Raw genomic sequence first — 19,641 nt, forward strand, 5'->3', positions numbered from 1 at the left:
ACAGAGGTTATGATCTCATGGGTTTGAGAAATCGTCAAATATGGCAGCAACTATGGCAAATTGTCCAACCATACTGGTTATCTCGTTGGCGTGACCAAAAAATAGCGATCGCTCAGTTAATCATCCTGATAATTTTATCATTGGGCAGTAGTTACTTCATAATTTTTGAAATTTTCCAACGTGGTGAACTCACATCTTCCTTAGCAGCGCAAAACGTCAATAGATTTTATCAAGCATTTTGGTTTTTTAGTGGCGTTGTCATAATTAACATTATATTTATATCCCTAAAAAACTATATTCAAGCCCAACTCAGCCTTGACTGGCGCAAATGGGTTACATCTGACTATCTCCAAGAATATTTTCAACAACAAGCTTTTTATCAATTGCAAGCTAACTCTAACATTGATAATCCAGATCAACGTTTAGCTGAAGATATAAAAAATGTCACCCAAACTTTAGTAGCATTATTTGTAATTTTACTAGATTCGTTAGTGCAGTTAATTGGTTTTATCGGCGTACTGTGGTTGATTTCTCCCATCCTAATGTACTTTTTAGTAATTTACGCCGGACTTGGTTCCCTGGTGACAACATTGGTATTTGGCAAAGTTTTAATGGGAATAAACCTTGAGAAACTAAAGCGAGAAGCTGACTTTCGCTATGGTTTAGTTAGAGTTAGAGAAAATGCCGAATCTATCGCCTTTTACGGTGGACAAAACCAGGAATCACAACAACTTAAACAAAAATTTATCCGCGTATTTGCCAATATAAAACGTTTAATTCGTTGGCAATTTCAGCTAAATGTTTTTCAGAATAGTTACCAGTTGCTCACCTTTATTTTACCCTTTGTTATTCTAGCACCGCGCATATTTGACCGTGAACTAGAAATAGGTGCTGTCACCCAATCGCAAGCAGCCTTTGAAAGAGTAGGATTAGCACTGGGATTAATTATTACTCAATTCAATCAAATCAGTGTCTTAGCCGCAGGAACTCAACGACTGACAGAACTTAAAAACGGCATAAAAAAATTATCCTTCCCCCCCCCAGAAGGTAAAATTAAAATAGTAGAAAATAGCTATATTACAGTTAAAAGCCTGACTTTAGAAACTCCCCAACAAGGCAGTTTAATTAAAGATTTATCCCTAACTGTACAGCTTGGTGAATCATTAATTATTGTTGGAGTTAGCGGTGTAGGTAAAACTTCCCTATTGCGTGCTATTGCTGGGTTATGGGTACATGGAAAAGGCACAATAGAACGCCCACCTAATGAGCATATATTATTTCTTCCTCAACGTCCTTATATGCCTTGGGGAAGCTTACGACAGCAATTAATTTATCCGCTTACAGAAACTAATATTCAGCCTGAAATCCTGCTAAAAATTCTTCAAGAAGTACACTTACCGGATTTAGCCGCACGTCATGGAGGTTTAGATGCAATAATTGATTGGTCAAAGGTATTATCTTTAGGAGAACAACAAAGACTCGCCTTTGCTCGGTTGCTAGTAATTCAACCAAAATATGCCATTCTGGATGAATCAACCAGTGCCTTAGATGTAGAAACTGAAGCTAGTTTATACCAAAAGCTGCAAACAACATCAATCACTTATATTAGTGTCGGACACCGTAACGAGTTGTTGAATTATCATCAATTTGTCTTAGAACTAGCAGAGCAGCAAAAATGGCAATTATTGGCAAGAACAGATTATGCTAATGTGAGTTAGCGACAGCGTAACCCACCATCTTATACTCATAATCTATAGCAACCGCCAAGGAGGTTAGGACATAAGCTGATCATAAAAGTTAGACACCGAAAGGCTTTTACCCTACTCCCCTGCTATATATTAGAGTTTTCGTGAAATGTTATTACTACGGCAGTTTAGGCGAATTGTAAAACTTTATTGGTTATCATCACAAAAATGGAAAGCGATCGCCTCCTTAATATTACTGTTATTTCTCTCATTAATTAGCACCGCCATCATGGTAGGCGTGAGTATTTTTTTGGGAGAATTAGAATCATCCTTAGCAGCACTAGATAAAACGCGATTTTTGCAAGCAGTTCTGATCTTCGTGGGAATATTACTAATTGGAGTCCCCATACTTTCCCTGAAAGTATACGTGCAATCCCAATTAAGCTTATCTTGGCGACAATGGTTAACAGAATATTTTCTGAATCAATACCTACATCAACGGAATTTTTACGAGCTTACCATAACGGCGGACATTGATAACCCCGACCAGCGCATTGGTGAAGATATCGAAAATTTTACCCAACAATCAGTTTATTTTGCCGTTGTTCTATGGGACTCCATTTTACTGCTAATTGCCTTCTCTGGAGTCCTGTGGCGCATCTCTCCGGCATTAATGGTGTTTTTAATCATTTACGCCATTGTAGGCACAGTAATCACCACAATCGTCTTTGGGCGAACTTTAGTAGGAATTAACTTTGAACAACTCAAACGAGAAGCGGATTTTCGCTATGGCTTAATTCGTGTCCGAGATCATGCAGAGGCGATCGCATTTTATCAAGGAGAAGCAGTAGAATATCAAGAACTGTGGCAACGTTTCTTACGTGTCTTTAGTAACTTTACCCACCTAATTCGTTGGCAATTCGGCTTAGACTTATTTCAAAACAGTTATCAATACATCACATTTTTGCTACCAACATTTATTTTAGCTCCTCAGATTCTCACAGGCGAATTAGAACTAGGCGTATCAACACAAGCGGGAGTAGCCTTTCGGAGTATCTTAATTGCATTAGGTTTAGTCGTCAGCCAATTTGAGCAACTAAGTAACTTAGCCGCAGCAGTAACTCGGTTAGATGAATTACAAAACAGCCTCAAAGAATTACAAAACCCCACCCAGCTAAGTCAACCACAACTTAACACAGTGGAAAGTTCCGGTATCAGTTTTGAGAACGTCACCCTACAAACCCCCGATTATCAGAAAATTTTAGTACAAGACTTATCCTTTAGCATTTCCCCTGGACAGTCTCTATTAATAACTGGTAAAAGTGGTGTAGGTAAAACCTCACTATTGCGTGCCTTAGCGGGACTTTGGCAAGCTGGTACAGGAACCATAACTCACCCAGAACGTTCCAACTTACTGTTTTTACCGCAACGTCCCTACATGATTCTCGGCAGTTTGAGAGAACAGCTACTATATCCCCAACTTAATCACAACATACCAGAAAATCGGCTTTTAGAAACTTTACAGCAAGTCAATTTAACAGATTTAGCAGAACGCTTTGGCGGCTTAGATATAACTACCGACTGGGGAACAGTATTATCAATGGGAGAACAACAAAGATTAGCCTTTGCCCGTTTACTTTTGCAATCTCCCCAATACGCAATTTTAGACGAAGCCACCAGCGCTTTAGACGAAGCCAATCAAACTTTACTATATCAAGAACTACAAAAAACAGAAATCACCTATATCAGCGTTGGACATCGAAGCTCCCTGCGCTCCTTCCATCCCTGGATATTAGAACTGAAAAATAGTAATAATTGCCTAAAACCAATTAAAACTCCGCGTTCTTCATTGTAGGGGGGTTGGGTTACTGGAATTAAATTATTTAAACGAACCACAAAGGACACAAAGGACACGAAGTAAAGAGGGTTTGAGAGAGTTCTTGCGTAAGTCCTAAAAATCAAACATTCACATCCCCCACTAGACTTACTAACAAAAATTTGCAATAATAAAACTCTAACTCTCCGCGCATCTGCGCCTAGTGCGTGCAACAAATCCTCTCATTCAGCACACCGAGATGACATCCTCTGAACCAAGCATCAACCAGGAACTAAAAAACCGCATAGCCGCACTACCGCCAGAAAAACGAGCGTTATTTGAGCAACTTCTTCGCCAAAAAACTAATTCGGGCAAATTTTCTCCGCAACAAGCTATTCCCCGTCGTCAAGAAAATACTGAATTACCTCTTTCTTTAGCACAGGAAAGACTGTGGTTTCTCGATCAAATCGATCCTCACAATTGTGCATATAATATTGCTATTAGTTGGCAATTAACTGGAAACCTCAACATTCCGGCTTTATTCGCCAGTTTACAAAAAATTATTGACAGACACGAAAGTTTAAGAACTGCTTTTCCATCCCAGGAAGGTAAACCCTATCAAGAAATTTTCTCCAGGGTTAACTTAGAATTACCAGTTATTGACTTACAAAGTTTACCACCACAACAGCAAACACTAGCGGCTGAGAATTTAGCCAAACTAGAAGCTAGTCAACCCTTCGATTTAACTCAAGCGCCTCTGATGCGGGTAAAATTAATTCGTCTCACACCCCATCAAACTACTTTACTGCTGACGTTACATCATATTATTGCTGATGGTTGGTCACGAGGAATTTTATTGCGGGAGTTGGCGATTTGTTACCGTGCGTTGATCAAGGGTGAAAAACCATCTTTACCAGGATTACCGATTCAGTATGCAGATTTCGCTCTGTGGCAGAGAGAATGGCTACAAAGCGAAGAAATACAAATACAATTGGTTTATTGGCGACAAAAGTTAGCTGCATTACCAACTTTAGAAATACCAACAGATTACCCACGCAGCGCACTACAGAAATTTCAGGGAAAAACTGAGTCTTATTTATTGCCAAAAAACCTGTTAGAATCACTCAAAAATTTGAGTAAGCAGCAAGGCGTAACTTTGTTTATGTTGTTGCTAACAGCTTTTAAAATTTTATTACATCGTTATTCTCAACAAGATGAGATTGTTTTAGGAGTACCCAGTGCTAACCGCGATCGCCAAGAAATAGAAGGGTTAATTGGCTTTTTTGTCAATACTTTAGTATTAAGAACAGATATATCTGGAAATCCTACCTTCCAAACTCTCCTCGAACGGATACGCACAACCGCCGCAGACGCTTATCAGTATCAAGAAATTCCCTTCGCCAAAGTGGTAGAAGCACTGCAAATAGAACGGGATTTAAGCCATAATCCCCTTGTACAAGTGATGTTTCAGGTACAAAATGCAGCGTACCAATTACAAAATGATACCCATTTAGATTTACAACTACCAGATTTAGAAATTCAGCAAACTTGGGTAGAAACTGGCGCAACCAAATTTGACTTAACTTGTCATTTGGTAGAACGTTCCGAAGGGTTGCTGGTGGTGATGGAATATTGCACAGATTTATTTGAACAGCAAACTATCACCAAGATGATTCAACATTTGCGGGTGTTACTAACCGCAGTGGTGGAAAATCCCAGCCTCAAAATTACTGAAATCCCCATTCTCACCCCCGAAGAAGAACATCAAATATTGGTGGAATGGAATCAAACTCAGGTAAATTATCCCCAAAAGTGGTTACATCAACTATTTGAGGAGCAAGTTGAACGTACACCTGATCATATTGCTGTTTGTTATCGAGAACAAACCCTAACTTATCAAGAACTTAACAGCAAAGCCAATGAACTCGCCTATCATTTACGCACATTAGGCGTAGGTTGTGAGTCTTTAGTGGGGATTTATTTAGAGCGATCGCCAGAATTAATTATAGCCTTACTAGCTGTTCTCAAAGCTGGAGGTGCTTATGTACCACTAGATAGCAAACTACCATCAGAACGTTTAGCCTATATGCTTCAGGATGCCAAACCTGAAATTTTACTGACAATGGCTGCATCTGTGGCAACATTACCAAACTATGAAGGCACTGTACTGTGTTTAGATGAAGATTGGCAAATCATAGCTCAAAACTCAAAAAACAACCTCAATCACATTGTCACAGGTGAAAACCTCTCTTACATAATTTATACATCAGGCTCTACTGGTACACCAAAAGGCGTAATGCTTACCCATCGAGGATTAGCAAACTATCTACAATGGGCGATTCAAACCTATCCAGTAGATTTAGGTGTGGGTGTACCCGTGCAATCAGCCATTAGCTTTGATGCCACAATTACCAGTTTATATACACCCTTACTTGTAGGAAAATCAGTAATATTGCTACCAGAAGCCGAGGAAATAGAAGCACTGAAAAACGCCCTCAGTTCTGCAAGTAATTATAGTTTAGTTAAGTTGACACCTGCCCATTTAAGCATACTGTCTGAACTTCTACCTCAATCTAGCTTTTCACAGGATTTAGAAAACCCCTCTCCAAACCTCTCCCCTACAAGGAGAGAGGCTTTAAAAATTCCCCCTTCCCTAGTAGGGAAGGGGGTTAGGGGGTTAGGTTATTCAGATCAAGTGCAAACTGGATATCCTCAAGCATTCATCATTGGCGGAGAAGCACTAACCGAACAGCATTTAGAATTTTGGCGGAGTTATTTCCCCCAAACAAAGTTAATTAATGAATATGGTCCGACAGAAACCGTTGTGGGATGCTGCATTTATGATGCGACACAAAAAAAATCAAGCAACGGGAATGTACCTATTGGTCGTCCTATTGCCAATACTCAACTTTATATTTTAGACCAATATTTGCAACCAGTACCTGTAGGCGTTCCCGGTGAACTCTACATTGGTGGTGCTGGAGTCGCCAGAGGTTATTTAAATCGCCCCGAATTGACAGCAGAAAAGTTTATTCGGGACTGGAAATGGGGAAATTACCTCTTCTTCCCCACTCCCCACTCCCCACTCCCCACTCCCTTATACAAGACAGGCGATCGCACTCGCTACCTCCCAGATGGTACAATTGAATATCTAGGCAGATGCGATGACCAAGTAAAAATTCGCGGTTTTCGGGTAGAATTAGGCGAAATTGCGGCAAGTCTGAAGACTCATCCCTCGGTGCAAGAAGCGGTAGTAGTGCTGCGAAAAGATCGCCCTAATCAATCCCAGTTGGTTGCTTATCTTGTCGGGCATCAACCGTCGGAGTTCACAGATTTTCGGCAATATTTAGCCACAAAATTACCAGCTTATATGCTACCGTCAGCCTTTGTGTGGCTGGAAAAATTACCATTGACAACCAACGGGAAAGTTGACAAACAGCAACTTCCACAACCCCCAGCTAAACCACAGTCAGAACAAATCGCACCACGTAACGCCATAGAAACAACACTCGTACAAATATGGGCAGAAATTCTTGGTTCTAGCGTTGGTATTCATGATAACTTCTTTGAGCGTGGGGGAGATTCCATCCTGAGTATTCAAATGGTAGCTAAAGCCAATCACGCAGGGATGAAATTAACACCCAAGCAATTATTCCAACACCAAACCATCGCTGAACTAGCCACAGTAATTGAAATTGCACCTACAACCCAAGCAGAACAAGGGATTGTGACGGGAATAGTCCCCTTAACGCCGATTCAACATTGGCTATTTGAGCAAAATTTGCACAAATGGGATCACTTTAACCAAGCTGTTCTCTTGGAGGTAGCAGCCGGCTTAGAAGCAGATTATTTGAGACAGGCAATTGAGGAATTAGTATTACATCATGACGTATTGCGTTCTTGTTTTACAACTACCTTAGATGGTACATGGGAACAAAATATAATTCCCAGCTTGGAAGATGAGGGTATGCTGACAGTTATTAATTTACAAAAATTACAAAAAAAACAACAAACCCAGCAAATTGAATCAATAGCATCGCAACTCCAAGCTTGTTTAGATTTAGCCACCGGGAAATTATTTCGGGTAGCCTTATTGGAACTGGGAAATGGTGAACATGATCGCCTCTTATTTATCATGCACCATTTGGTAATTGATGGAATTTCATGGCGAATTTTGCTAGAAGATTTAGTCACAGCGTATCAACAGCTAAAAACAAATCAAACTCCTGTAAAATTACCAGCAAAAACTACATCTGTCCCCGCATGGACGCAAAGTTTAGTAAATTATGCAAAATCTGAGAAAATAGAGTCAGAATTAACAACTTGGTTAGAACTTCTCCCCAAAGAATCAGTCCCATATCAACTTCCCCAACTTGTCACAGAAAAAGAATATAACACTGTTGGATCTGAAGCGGAAATTCAGGTTACACTAGATAGCAGTCAAACCCGCGCCTTACTAGAAGCAGTACCCAAAGCCTACCATACAGAAATAAATGATGTATTATTAACAGCTTTAGCACTGACTTTTAGACAATGGACAAAACAAAATTCCTTGCTAATTGACTTAGAAGCACATGGACGAGAAGATTTATTTGCTAACACAAACATTACTCGGACAGTCGGTTGGTTTACAACAATTTTCCCAGTATTTTTAGAGTTAAAAAATACCAATGACTTGGGAGTAAATATAAAATATGTTAAAGAAAAACTGCGGCAAATTCCCGAAAAAGGTATTGGTTATGGAGTTTTGAGATATTTAAGCAAAAATAAAAATCTGTCCCAGACTTTTCAAGAACTACCACAATCTGCTATTAGTTTTAATTACTTGGGACAAATAGATTTATTTTCCTCTCAAGGTTGGATTCTGGGACTAGCGAAAGAATCCACAGGATTATCATCCCATGCTCTAAATGAGCGTCGATATGTATTAAACGTCAATACTTGGATAGCTCAATCTCAGTTACAAATTCAGTGGCGATACAGTCATAATTTACATGAAAAAGCCACAATTGAATATTTAGCCCAGCAATTTATTAAAACACTACAAGCAATAATTCAACATTGTCAATCAGTAGAGAATGGTGGTTACACACCATCTGATTTTGCAGGTGCGCGTTTGAATCAGCAACAACTCGACAAATTTTTAAACAAGCTTCAGCCCAAAAAAAGGTAGTGAAAGTGGAAAGCAGCATCATTGACATCTACGAACTTTCTCCCATGCAAGCGGGAATGTTATTTCATACCCTGTATGCTCCCAATTCGGGGGTATATTTTGAACAGCGTAGTTGTCTGATTCGCGGTAATTTGAATTTAGCAGCTTTCCGTCAAGCTTGGCAGCGTGTAGTTGAACGTCATTCAGTGCTGCGGACTGCTTTTCACTATTCAGAGTTAGAAAAACCGCTTCAGGTAGTGTATGATTATGTGGATTTGCCTTGGCAAGAGTTAGACTGGTGTGATTTTGAAGCTACTGAACAAGAAGCTAAATTAACTGAGTTTTTAGAGAGAGACTGTAATTGTGGTTTCGATGTACAGCAACCTCCCCTCATGCGTTGTGCTGTAATTCGCTTAGAAGCCAATAAATACCAATTTATCTGGAGTCACCATCATCTACTTATGGATGGTTGGTGTAATGGGATTTTATTAACAGAAGTCTTTACCTTATATAAAGCACTTTGTCAAGGGCAGTATTTAATATTACCACCTCCTACACCTTACGGTAGTTATATTCTCTGGCTTCAGCAACAAAACCCAGAACAAGCAGAAAGCTATTGGCACAAGCATCTTCAAGATTTTACAGCACCGACAGTTTTGGGGATTGGGGATTGGGGACTGGGGACTGGGGACTGGGAAGAAGTAGAGGAAAGAAAATCCCTACTTACTACTTCTCACTCAGCACTCCTCAGTCAACAAACTGAAACATTACAAAACTTCGTCCGTCAGCATCGTCTCACCCTCAACACTTTAGTACAAGGGGCTTGGGCGTTACTATTAAGCCGTTATAGCGGTGAAAATGATGTTGTATTTGGTACTACAGTTTCCGGTCGTCCTCCAGAATTACCACAGGTAGAAAGCATTGTTGGACTATTTATTAATACTTTACCTGTACGTGTCGATGTAGATGGTCAAGCAGAATTAATACCTTGGCTTCAGCAATTGCAAGGGGAACAGGTAGAAAGAGAACAATATAGTTATAGTTCTTTGGTAGATATTCAAGGGTGGAGTTCAGTTCCTCGTGGTACACCTTTGTTTGAGAGTTTGTTGGTATTTGAAAATTATCCAGTCTCTATAGAATCAGTCATCAAAAGTTTTGATCAGACTCTTCAAATTGAAGATACTCAAGGATTTGAAAAAACAAATTATCCTCTTGCATTAACAGTAATTCCTGGTGAGCAGTTGTTGTTTAAAGTTAGTTATGATATTTGTTATTTTGATGCAGAAACAATTTCTCGCCTTTTAGGAAATTTGGAAACTTTGCTAATATCAATGGTGAAAAATCCTGAGCAAAGGCTTGCACAAATATCAATTTTAACTGACCAAGAACGGAAATTAATATTAGAAGAGTGGAATCAAACTACACAAATATATCCAAATCTGTGCATTCATCAGCTATTTGAGGCGCAGGTGGAAAGAACACCTGATGAAATTGCGTTGGTTTTTGGTGAGGAATGTTTGAGTTATCGAGAACTGAATAATAAGGCTAATCAACTGGCTCATTATTTGCAGCAGTTGGGGGTAAAACCGGAAACTACTGTGGGAATTTGTTTGGAACGTTCCCCGGAAATGCTCATTTCTATGTTGGGGGTTCTTAAGGCGGGTGGGGTTTATTTACCTTTAGATCCGGCTTATCCTGATGAGCGGGTGAGGTGGATTTTGGATGATGCAAAGGTGGGGGTAATGCTCACGCAGAGACGTAGAGGCGCAGAGGAGGAAGGGAGGGTTGTTTGTTTGCAGGGAGATCGGGAGGCGATCGCTATACAATCTATTGAGAATCCTATCAGCGATGTCACAGCAGAAAGTTTGGCTTATGTGATTTATACTTCTGGTTCTACGGGTAAACCGAAGGGGGTGATGGTTGAACAGCGATCGCTCACTAATCTGATTACAGCTTTACAACAGCAGTTAGGAGTCTCTTCTACAGACCTTTGGTTAGCGATTACTACTATTGCTTTTGATATTGCGGCTTTAGAGTTATTTTTGCCTTTAATTGTCGGTGCGCGAGTTATTTTGACACCACAAACAGCTTTGGTTGACCCCTCGCAGATAGCAGCCATCATTGAACAGCAGCAAATCACTGTGATGCAAGCTACCCCGGCTACTTGGCGTTTACTTATCGCTAATGGTTGGACTGGTAAAGCAGATTTAAAAATTCTCTGCGGTGGGGAAGCTTTGGATCAGTCTTTAGCACAACAGTTGTTATCATCTGGTCAAGAGGTGTGGAATCTCTATGGACCAACGGAAACCACTATTTGGTCAGCAGCACAAAAACTTTCTCATGATCAACCTGTTACCATCGGTCATCCCATCGCCAACACCCAATTTTACATTCTGGATCAACATTTACAGCCCGTTCCCATGGGCTTACCCGGAGAACTTTACATAGGTGGTGCGGGAGTAGCCAGAGGTTATTTAAATCGCCCCGAATTAACAGCAGAGAGGTTTATTAATTGGGGACTGGGAATTACCTCACTCAACACTCTTTATAAAACAGGCGATCGCGCTCGTTACCTCCCAGATGGTACAATAGAATACTTGGGTAGATTAGATTTCCAAGTAAAAATTCGGGGATTCAGAATTGAATTAGGTGAGATAGAATCTGTACTCAGCCGACATTCAGAGGTACAAGCGGCTATTGTAGTTGTGACAGAAGATACAACTGGCGATAAACGGTTAGTTGCTTATATTATCTCAGAAAATCCAGAAATAACGGATTTGCGACAATTTTTGGCAAAACATCTACCAGATTACATGATTCCTTCTCAATTTATCACCTTAGATGCACTGCCACTCACTCCCAACGGTAAAGTTGACCGTCGTGCATTACCAAAACCACAATTCCAAACATCATTAGAGGTAATTGCACCACGTACACCCACAGAAGAATTATTGCTGAATATTTGGCAAAATATATTGAATTTAACCTTAGTGGGAATTACAGATAATTTCTTTAATTTGGGTGGTCATTCTTTATTAGTAATTCGTCTGGTTTCTCAAATTCAACAGGTGTTTGGGGTGGATATTTCTTTACGACAAATATTTGAAAATCCTACCATTGCTGAATTAGCAACATTAATTGATTCTTCTCGATTAAATACATCTCCGTCTTACTCAATTACTGTCAGGGAAAGTACAGATAAAATATTGCTTTCCTTTGCTCAACAACGTTTGTGGATGCTGGCGCAAATTGAACCTGAAAACCCATCCTACAACGTAGCGGCTGCTTTACGGCTAAGTGGTGATGTGAATGTTGATGTCTTAACACAAAGTTTGCAAGAAATTATCCAGCGTCATGAAGTTTTGCGTACCAGTTTTATAAATGTAGACGGTCAAGGAATAGCTGTCATTGCAACAGAAATAAATATAGATATCCCAGTTATAGATTTAAGTTTTCTTCCCCCATCTCAACAGCAACAACTCGTCCAGCAAATGGCGCGAGAGGAAAGTCAACAACCTTTTAATTTAGAAATAAGTCCACTTTTACGAGCCAAATTATTATATTTAAATCCTCACGAATACATCCTATTATTGACCATGCACCACATTATCACTGATGGTTGGTCAATTAATATATTCGCGCAGGAAATGGCGAGTATATATCAAGCCTTTTCTCAAGAAAAATCTTCTCCTCTACAACCATTAAAAATTCAGTATGCTGATTTCGCTGCTTGGCAGAGGTCACAAAATGATAAATTTAACTATCAACTGGAATATTGGCGACAACAATTAGAATTAGCACCAGAACTATTAGAATTACCTACAGATTATCCGCGTCCGGCGATTCAAACATTTAGAGGTCAGCGTCACAGTTTTATTTTATCTAGTGAATTAACAGAAAAAATTAAACAACTCAGTCAGGAAACGCACACTACATTATTTATGGTAATGTTTTCAGCGTTAAGTATTTTGTTGCATCGCTATAGTCAACAAGAAAAAATCGTTATTGGTAGTCCTGTAGCAAATCGTCATTATCCTGGAACTGAGGAATTAATTGGCTTTTTTGTGAATACCTTCGCACTGTTAATTTCCCTAGAAGATAATCCCACAGTGGCGGAATTATTACCACGGGTGCGGGAAATGGTGTTATCTGCATATAGCCATCAAGATGTACCATTTGAGCAGGTAGTGGAAGAGTTAAAGTTAGTGCGATCGCTCTCTCACTCTCCCTTGTTTCAAGTTATGCTGGTAGTAGAAAATGCACCTACTCAGCCGATAGAATTTCTTGGTTTGAGTTGGAGTCCCCTAGAAATTGATAGCGGTACTGCAAAATTTGACCTCACCTTAATGATTGCGGAAACAGACGCAGGATTACAAGGTAAATGGGAATATAATTGTGATTTATTTACAGAAACAACAATTCACCGTTTTACAGAACATTTCCAGAATATTTTGCTAGGAATGAGTTCTGAACTAAGTCAAAAAATCTCCGATTTACCTTTAATGAGTGGGGGAGAACTTCAACAAATTATCAATTTTGGTACTTCGCCAACAAATCCTATAACTCATTGTATACAAGAATTATTTGAGCAGCAAGTCGCAAAATTTGGTGATGAAATTGCAGTTATTTGTCAACATCAAAAACTTACTTACTCAGAACTCAACACCAAAGCCAATCAACTTTCATATCATCTCAAATCTTTAGGAATTAAGCCAGAAATAGCCGTAGGAATTTGCGTTCACCGTTCCCTAGATTTTATCATCGGTGTTTTAGCAATCCTCAAAGCTGGTGGTTTCTACGTTCCCTTAGATCCTGCTTATCCCCAAGAACGTCTAGAATTTCTAATTGAAGATGCTCAAATACAGGTACTACTCACCCAACAGCAGCACATCCCCCAATTACCCAATTTATCCATCTTCTGCTTTGATACAGACACCGTAGAACAGTACCCCACAACCAACCCAGTCAACCACACCACACCCGAAAATCTCGCCTACGTCATGTATACCTCTGGTTCTACAGGCGTTCCCAAGGGTGTGTGTATACCCCATCGTGGTGTAGTGCGACTCGTCAAAGATTGCAATTATATTAACTTGAGTGCAGATGAAACCTTACTTCAAGCCGCACCAATAGCATTTGATGCGTCTACATTTGAAATTTGGGGAGCATTATTAAATGGTAGTCGTTTGGTAATTTTATCTAGTCAACAACCCACATTAGCAGAAATTGGACAGGCTATTATACAACATCAAATTACTACACTTTGGTTAACAGCCGGCTTATTTCACCTGATGGTAGATGAACATCTTGAAAGTTTGAAATCGGTTCAACAATTAATAGCTGGTGGTGATGTTTTATCTGCGATTCATATTAACAAATTTCTGCAAACTCATCCTGAATGTCGTGTAATTAACGGTTACGGCCCTACTGAAAATACTACCTTTACCTGTTGTTATAGTGTGACTGATATCTGTGAGGGGAATACCGTTCCCATCGGTCGTCCTATCAATAATACTCAAGTTTATATTCTCGATAAGCACCTCAACTCCTTACCTGTAGGCGTTCCCGGTGAGTTATATATTGCAGGTGATGGACTAGCACGTGGTTACTTAAATCAAGCAGATTTAACAAATGAAAGGTTTATTAGTCAACAGTCAACAGTCAGCACTTTATATAAAACAGGCGATCGCGCTCGTTACCGCCCAGATGGTAATATTGAATACTTAGGCAGATTAGATAACCAAGTAAAAATCCGGGGATTTAGGATTGAGTTGGGTGAGATTGAAGCCGTATTAAATCAGCATCCAGCAGTACGGGAATGTGTGGTTATTGCTCGTGAAAAACAACTCATAGCCTACTTTATACCTTTAGATAATACACCTGATAATCTGCGAGAATTTTTACAACAACGTCTTCCTGATTATTTAATTCCTCACTTTTTTGTTGCTTTAGAAAGTTTACCTCTGACAGCAAATGGTAAAGTAGATAGACAAAATTTACCAGCACCAGAAATTACAAGTTTTCCAGATGGAACTGTACCACGTACTGATATAGAAGCTAAGTTAGTAGAAGTTTGGTTATCAGTTTTGAATTTGTCTCAAGTGGGTATTTATGATAATTTCTTTGCGCTTGGTGGGGATTCAATTCTGGCTATTCAGTTGATATCTAAGGCTAATCAAGTAGGATTACAATTAACGCCTAAGCAGCTTTTTCAATATCAAACTATTGCTGAACTTGCAGCAGTTGTTAGTGTTAATAAATCTTCTTTACCGCCGCAGGGTGTGGTTACTGGTGCTTTGCGGTTGACTCCGATTCAATATTGGTTTTTTGAGCAAGAGTTGGTGAATCAGGATCATTTTAATCAGGCGGTATTTTTAGAGTCTGCGGAGAAGTTAGAATCTGAGATTTTAGCTGAGGTGGTTAGAAGTTTGTTGTTGCATCATGATATGTTGCGGTGTCAATTTGGATTTAAGAGTTTTCTCACGCAAAGGCGCAAAGACGCAAAGGAAGAAATAGGAGGAGAAGTTGTTGAGGTGGGGGATGTTCCTCTGGTTTTTTGTGATTTGTCGGGTTTTTCTGGGAGTGAGCAAGATAGAGTTATTCAAGAATTTGCTGGTGAGTTACAAGCTGCTTTAAATATTGGTCATGCTCCTTTATTGAGGGTGGTACATTTTGATTTGGGTAAGGTGTCTAGGTTATTAATTGTTATTCATCATTTGGTTGTTGATGGGGTTTCTTGGCGGATTTTGTTGGCGGATTTTCAAGCTGCTTATCAACAAGCTTTGGCGAAACAGACAATTATTTTACCTGCTAAGACTACTTCGTTTTTAACTTGGGCAGAAAAGTTATATGATTATGCTGGGTCGGAAAGTTTAAAACAGGAACTAACATATTGGTTATCAAGTAAATATGCAGAAGTGAAGCGATTACCGATTGATTATCCTGATGGTGATAATCAGGTGCTTGATGTTGAGACTGTGACTATAAAACTTTCTGCGGAAGATACTCAGGCGTTATTAACAGAAGTTCCGGCGGTTTACAATACACAAATTAATGATGTTTTATTAACGGCTTTAACTGCTACTATATCAAAATGGATAAATAATGATTTGGTGTTCGTTGATTTAGAAGGTTATGGTCGTAATTTTCCGGGTGAAGATATAGATATATCTCGCACTGTGGGATGGTTTACAGCAATTTATCCCTGTTTGTTATCAAAAGAAAGTGATGATTGGGGAGAAATGCTTAAAGGTATTAAAGAACAATTGCGAGCAGTACCCAATCAAGGATTTGGTTATGGAATACTCCGGTATCTTGATGATAGTGAAACTCGGCAAAAATTGCAAAATCTCCCCCAAGCGGAAATTAGCTTTAATTATTTAGGACAATTAGATTTAGGTTTGGAACATGGAAAATTGAAATGGCTACCCTTACCTGGAATTACAACCCAAGATAAACAACAAACTCGACGCTATGCTATAGAAATTATTGGATTTATCCGCGAAGGTAAATTACAGTTTGATTGGATATATAGTCAGCAGCAGTATCAACAGAAAACTATTTCACAATTAGCAAATAATTTCCAGCAAGGATTACAAGCAATTATCAATCACTGTCGTTTACCTAATGTGGGAGGTTACACACCTTCTGATTTTGAGTTAGCAAGTTTAAATCAAGAAACTTTAGATTTAGTCATGGGGATGATTAGTTTTGCACCGGAGGGTTTGCAATGAATACAACTCTAAATCAAAAAATGATTGAAGATATTTATCCCCTCTCATCTTTGCAGCAGGGTATGTTATTTCATAGTCTGTATGCGCCTAACTCTGGTGCTTATGTGGTACAGGTAAGTTATGAGTTACATGGTAATTTAAATATTGCGGCTTTTGAGGCTGCTTGGCAAGATTTAATCAATCGTCATCCTGTTTTACGCACAGCTTTTGTTTGGGATAATTTAGAAAAGCCTCTACAAGTAGTTGGGAAGCAAGTAAAATGTCATATTAATCATCTTAATTGGAGTGATTTTTCAGTTCAGCAACAACAGGAAGCTTTAAAAGTTCTCCTACAAAAACAGCGCGAACAGGGATTTAATTTATCCCAAGCACCTCTGATGCAAATGACACTTATTCAGTTAACATCTGAAGTTTATCAGTTTGTTTGGAGTTATCACCATTTATTATTAGATGGTTGGTCTGTTCAGGTACTTTTAAAAGAATTTATTGTTATTTATCAAGCATATAGTCAACAACAAACACCGGGTTTACTCAACCCACGTCGTTATCGAGATTATATTGGGTGGTTACAGCAACAAAACTTGGCGGAAGCTGAGATTTTTTGGAAACAGCAATTACAGGGGTTTGTGTCGCCAACGCGGTTAAATGTTGGTCAAAATATAGATATTCGTCCCGATAATTTACACAGCCATTATCACGAGGAAAAAATTCAGCTTTCAGTCGAATTAACTAGCAAACTGCAAACCCTAGCTAAACAAAAACAATTAACCATCAATACCTTTATCCAAGGTGCTTGGGCGTTGTTGTTAAGTCGCTATAGTGGGGAAAAAGATGTTTTATTTGCTACTGTTAGTGCTGGTCGTCCCAGTGCGCTGAATGGTGCTGATGCAATGGTGGGATTATTTATTAATACTTTACCATTTCGGGTGTTAGTTTCTCCTGAAGAGACACTATATCAATGGCTGCAAAAACTACAAAATCAGCAAGTAGAAATACGGCAATATGAATATAGTTCCTTAGTAGATATTCATCGTTGGAGTGAAGTTTCACCATCTATACCACTATTTGAAACTTTGGTGGTATTTGAAAATTATCCCATTGAACCTGCTCTAAAACAGTCTTTAGAATCTTTGGAAATTCGCAATATTCAAGGGACGGAACAGACGAATTATCCTTTAACATTGTATGCTGTTTTGGATACGCAGCTTGCTTTGAGAATTTTATATGATAGCGATCGCTTTCACCATACCACCATCACCCAAATATTAGAACAGTTAGAAACCCTGTTGTTAGGAATGACACAGGGAGACTGTAATTTATCCGCACTCCCATTTCTCAGTCCCACCCAACAACAGCAAATACTCATTGACTGGAACGCCACAACAGAGGAAATTCCCCAGCAATCTGTTCACGAAATCATCAGCCAGCAAGCACAACAAACACCGGACGCGACAGCAGTTGTATTTGCAGATAAAACCCTAACTTACGCCGAATTAAACGCCAAATCGAACCAAATTGCCCATTATCTACTACAACTGGGAGTCAAACCCGAAGACCGAATTGGAGTTTATTTACAGCGTTCATCGCCATTATTACTCATAGCCTTGTTGGGTATCCTCAAAGCTGGTGCAGCCTACGTACCACTAGACCCCACCTTTCCCCCAGAACGTCTGCGTTTCATGATAGCAGATGCAGAGTTAACATTGCTACTCACACAAACATCTTTAAACAGTATTTTTATTGATGAATTAGCGACAATTAACCTCGATGAATTAGAGGAAAACATTAATCAAAAGCCAATATTTGACCCACAAATTGAAGTAAAGCCAGAACAACTAACTTATTTAATTTATACATCTGGTTCAACAGGACAACCAAAAGGAGTGATGATTGAAGGGCGATCGCTCATCAACATTTTAACAGACCTAAAACAAAGGTTATCAATTACCCTTAACGACAAACTCTTAGCAGTAACCACCATCGCCTTTGACATCGCCGCCTTAGAATTATTCCTCCCCTTAATCGCCGGCGCACAAGTCGTATTAGCGCCCCAAACCCTTGATCCCACTCAACTTGCAACCTGCATAGAAAAAAATCAAATCACCGTCATGCAAGCCACCCCCGCCACCTGGAGGTTACTAATAACCAGTGGTTGGGAAGGTAAACAAGACTTAAAAATTCTCTGTGGCGGAGAAGCATTAGATAACACCCTAGCGCAAAAGCTATTATCTTGTACCCAAGAAGTCTGGAACCTATACGGACCAACAGAAACCACAATTTGGTCAGCCGCCCAAAAACTCAGTATAGATGAACCCGTAACCATCGGACATCCCATAGCCAACACCCAATTTTACATCCTCAACGAGCATTTACAACCCGTCCCCATCGGCGTACCCGGAGAACTATATATTGCTGGAGATGGACTAGCCAAAGGATATTGGAAACGTCCAGAATTGACAGCAGAAAGATTCCTCATCAAAACTCCTCTCTGCGCCTCTGCGCCTCTGCGTGAGAAAATCCTATACAAAACAGGCGATCGCGTCCGCTACCTAAGAGATGGTAAACTCGAATACTTAGGGAGACTAGATTACCAAGTCAAAATTCGCGGATTTCGCATTGAACTAGGAGAAATAGAAGCGCGACTAGCACAACATCCCGCAATAGCACAAGCAGTAGTCACCCTGCGAGAAGATGAACCAACAGAACCCCGCATAGTAGCTTACATAGTTTCCCATCCTGAAATTATCCCCACAGAACTACGCACATTTTTAGGGGAAAAACTACCTACATATATGATGCCATCAGCATTCATAGTTTTAGAAAAATTCCCCCTCACACCCAACGGTAAAGTAGACCGCAAAGCATTACCAAAATCCAACAATTTACCTTTAACAACCACTAACAATTTCATACCACCACAAACACAAATCGAACAAACCCTAGCCAATATTTGGCAACAAGTATTAAGCAGAGAAAACATCAGCATACATGATAACTTCTTCGACTTAGGAGGACATTCCTTATTAATAGTGAGAATGCAAGGACAACTAAACCTAAAATTCAACCAAAACATACCCCTAGTAGACCTATTCCGTTATCCCACAATCAACTCCCTAGCAAAATACCTAACCCAAAACACCCCCACACCAGATAAAGAAATAGAAAACAGAATATCCCAACAACAAACCGGAAAACAAAGACTCCTCCAACAAAGACAAACCCGACTAAAAACCTAACCCTATTCAAATAAATTAT

At 39.5% G+C, this 19,641-nt stretch carries 5 protein-coding genes; all 5 read left to right on the forward strand.

All coding sequences use genetic code 11. The annotated features are described in order from the left end of the window. Positions 1–17 precede the first annotated feature (17 nt). The 5 genes from ACM0OP_RS01080 to ACM0OP_RS01100 all read left to right on the forward strand — a co-directional run bounded on the left by ACM0OP_RS01080 (position 18) and on the right by ACM0OP_RS01100 (position 19,622). The gene (locus ACM0OP_RS01080; protein WP_414526539.1) at positions 18–1,718 is read left to right on the forward strand and encodes an ABC transporter ATP-binding protein/permease; all 1,701 of its coding nucleotides are present in this window, start codon (positions 18–20) and stop codon (positions 1,716–1,718) included. A gap of 136 nt (positions 1,719–1,854) precedes the next feature. Then, the gene (locus ACM0OP_RS01085) at positions 1,855–3,540 is read left to right on the forward strand and encodes an ABC transporter ATP-binding protein/permease (RefSeq protein ID WP_414526540.1); all 1,686 of its coding nucleotides are present in this window, start codon (positions 1,855–1,857) and stop codon (positions 3,538–3,540) included. A 220-nt stretch (positions 3,541–3,760) separates the two neighbouring features. Beyond that, complete coding sequence (locus ACM0OP_RS01090; protein WP_414526541.1) at positions 3,761–8,674, forward strand: condensation domain-containing protein; 4,914 nt, start codon at positions 3,761–3,763, stop codon at positions 8,672–8,674. Between the two features lie 44 nt (positions 8,675–8,718). Then, a complete protein-coding gene (locus ACM0OP_RS01095; RefSeq protein ID WP_414526626.1) occupies positions 8,719–16,386 on the forward strand; it encodes an amino acid adenylation domain-containing protein in 7,668 nt (2,555 codons plus the stop codon). Then, positions 16,383–19,622, forward strand: a complete 3,240-nt coding sequence (locus ACM0OP_RS01100; RefSeq protein WP_414526542.1) for a non-ribosomal peptide synthetase — start codon at positions 16,383–16,385, stop codon at positions 19,620–19,622. Before ACM0OP_RS01095 ends, ACM0OP_RS01100 begins: the two co-directional genes overlap by 4 nt. Positions 19,623–19,641 lie beyond the last annotated feature (19 nt).

It is taken from the genome of Nodularia chucula CCY0103 (assembly GCF_963923915.1).
Taxonomy (GTDB): domain Bacteria; phylum Cyanobacteriota; class Cyanobacteriia; order Cyanobacteriales; family Nostocaceae; genus Nodularia; species Nodularia chucula.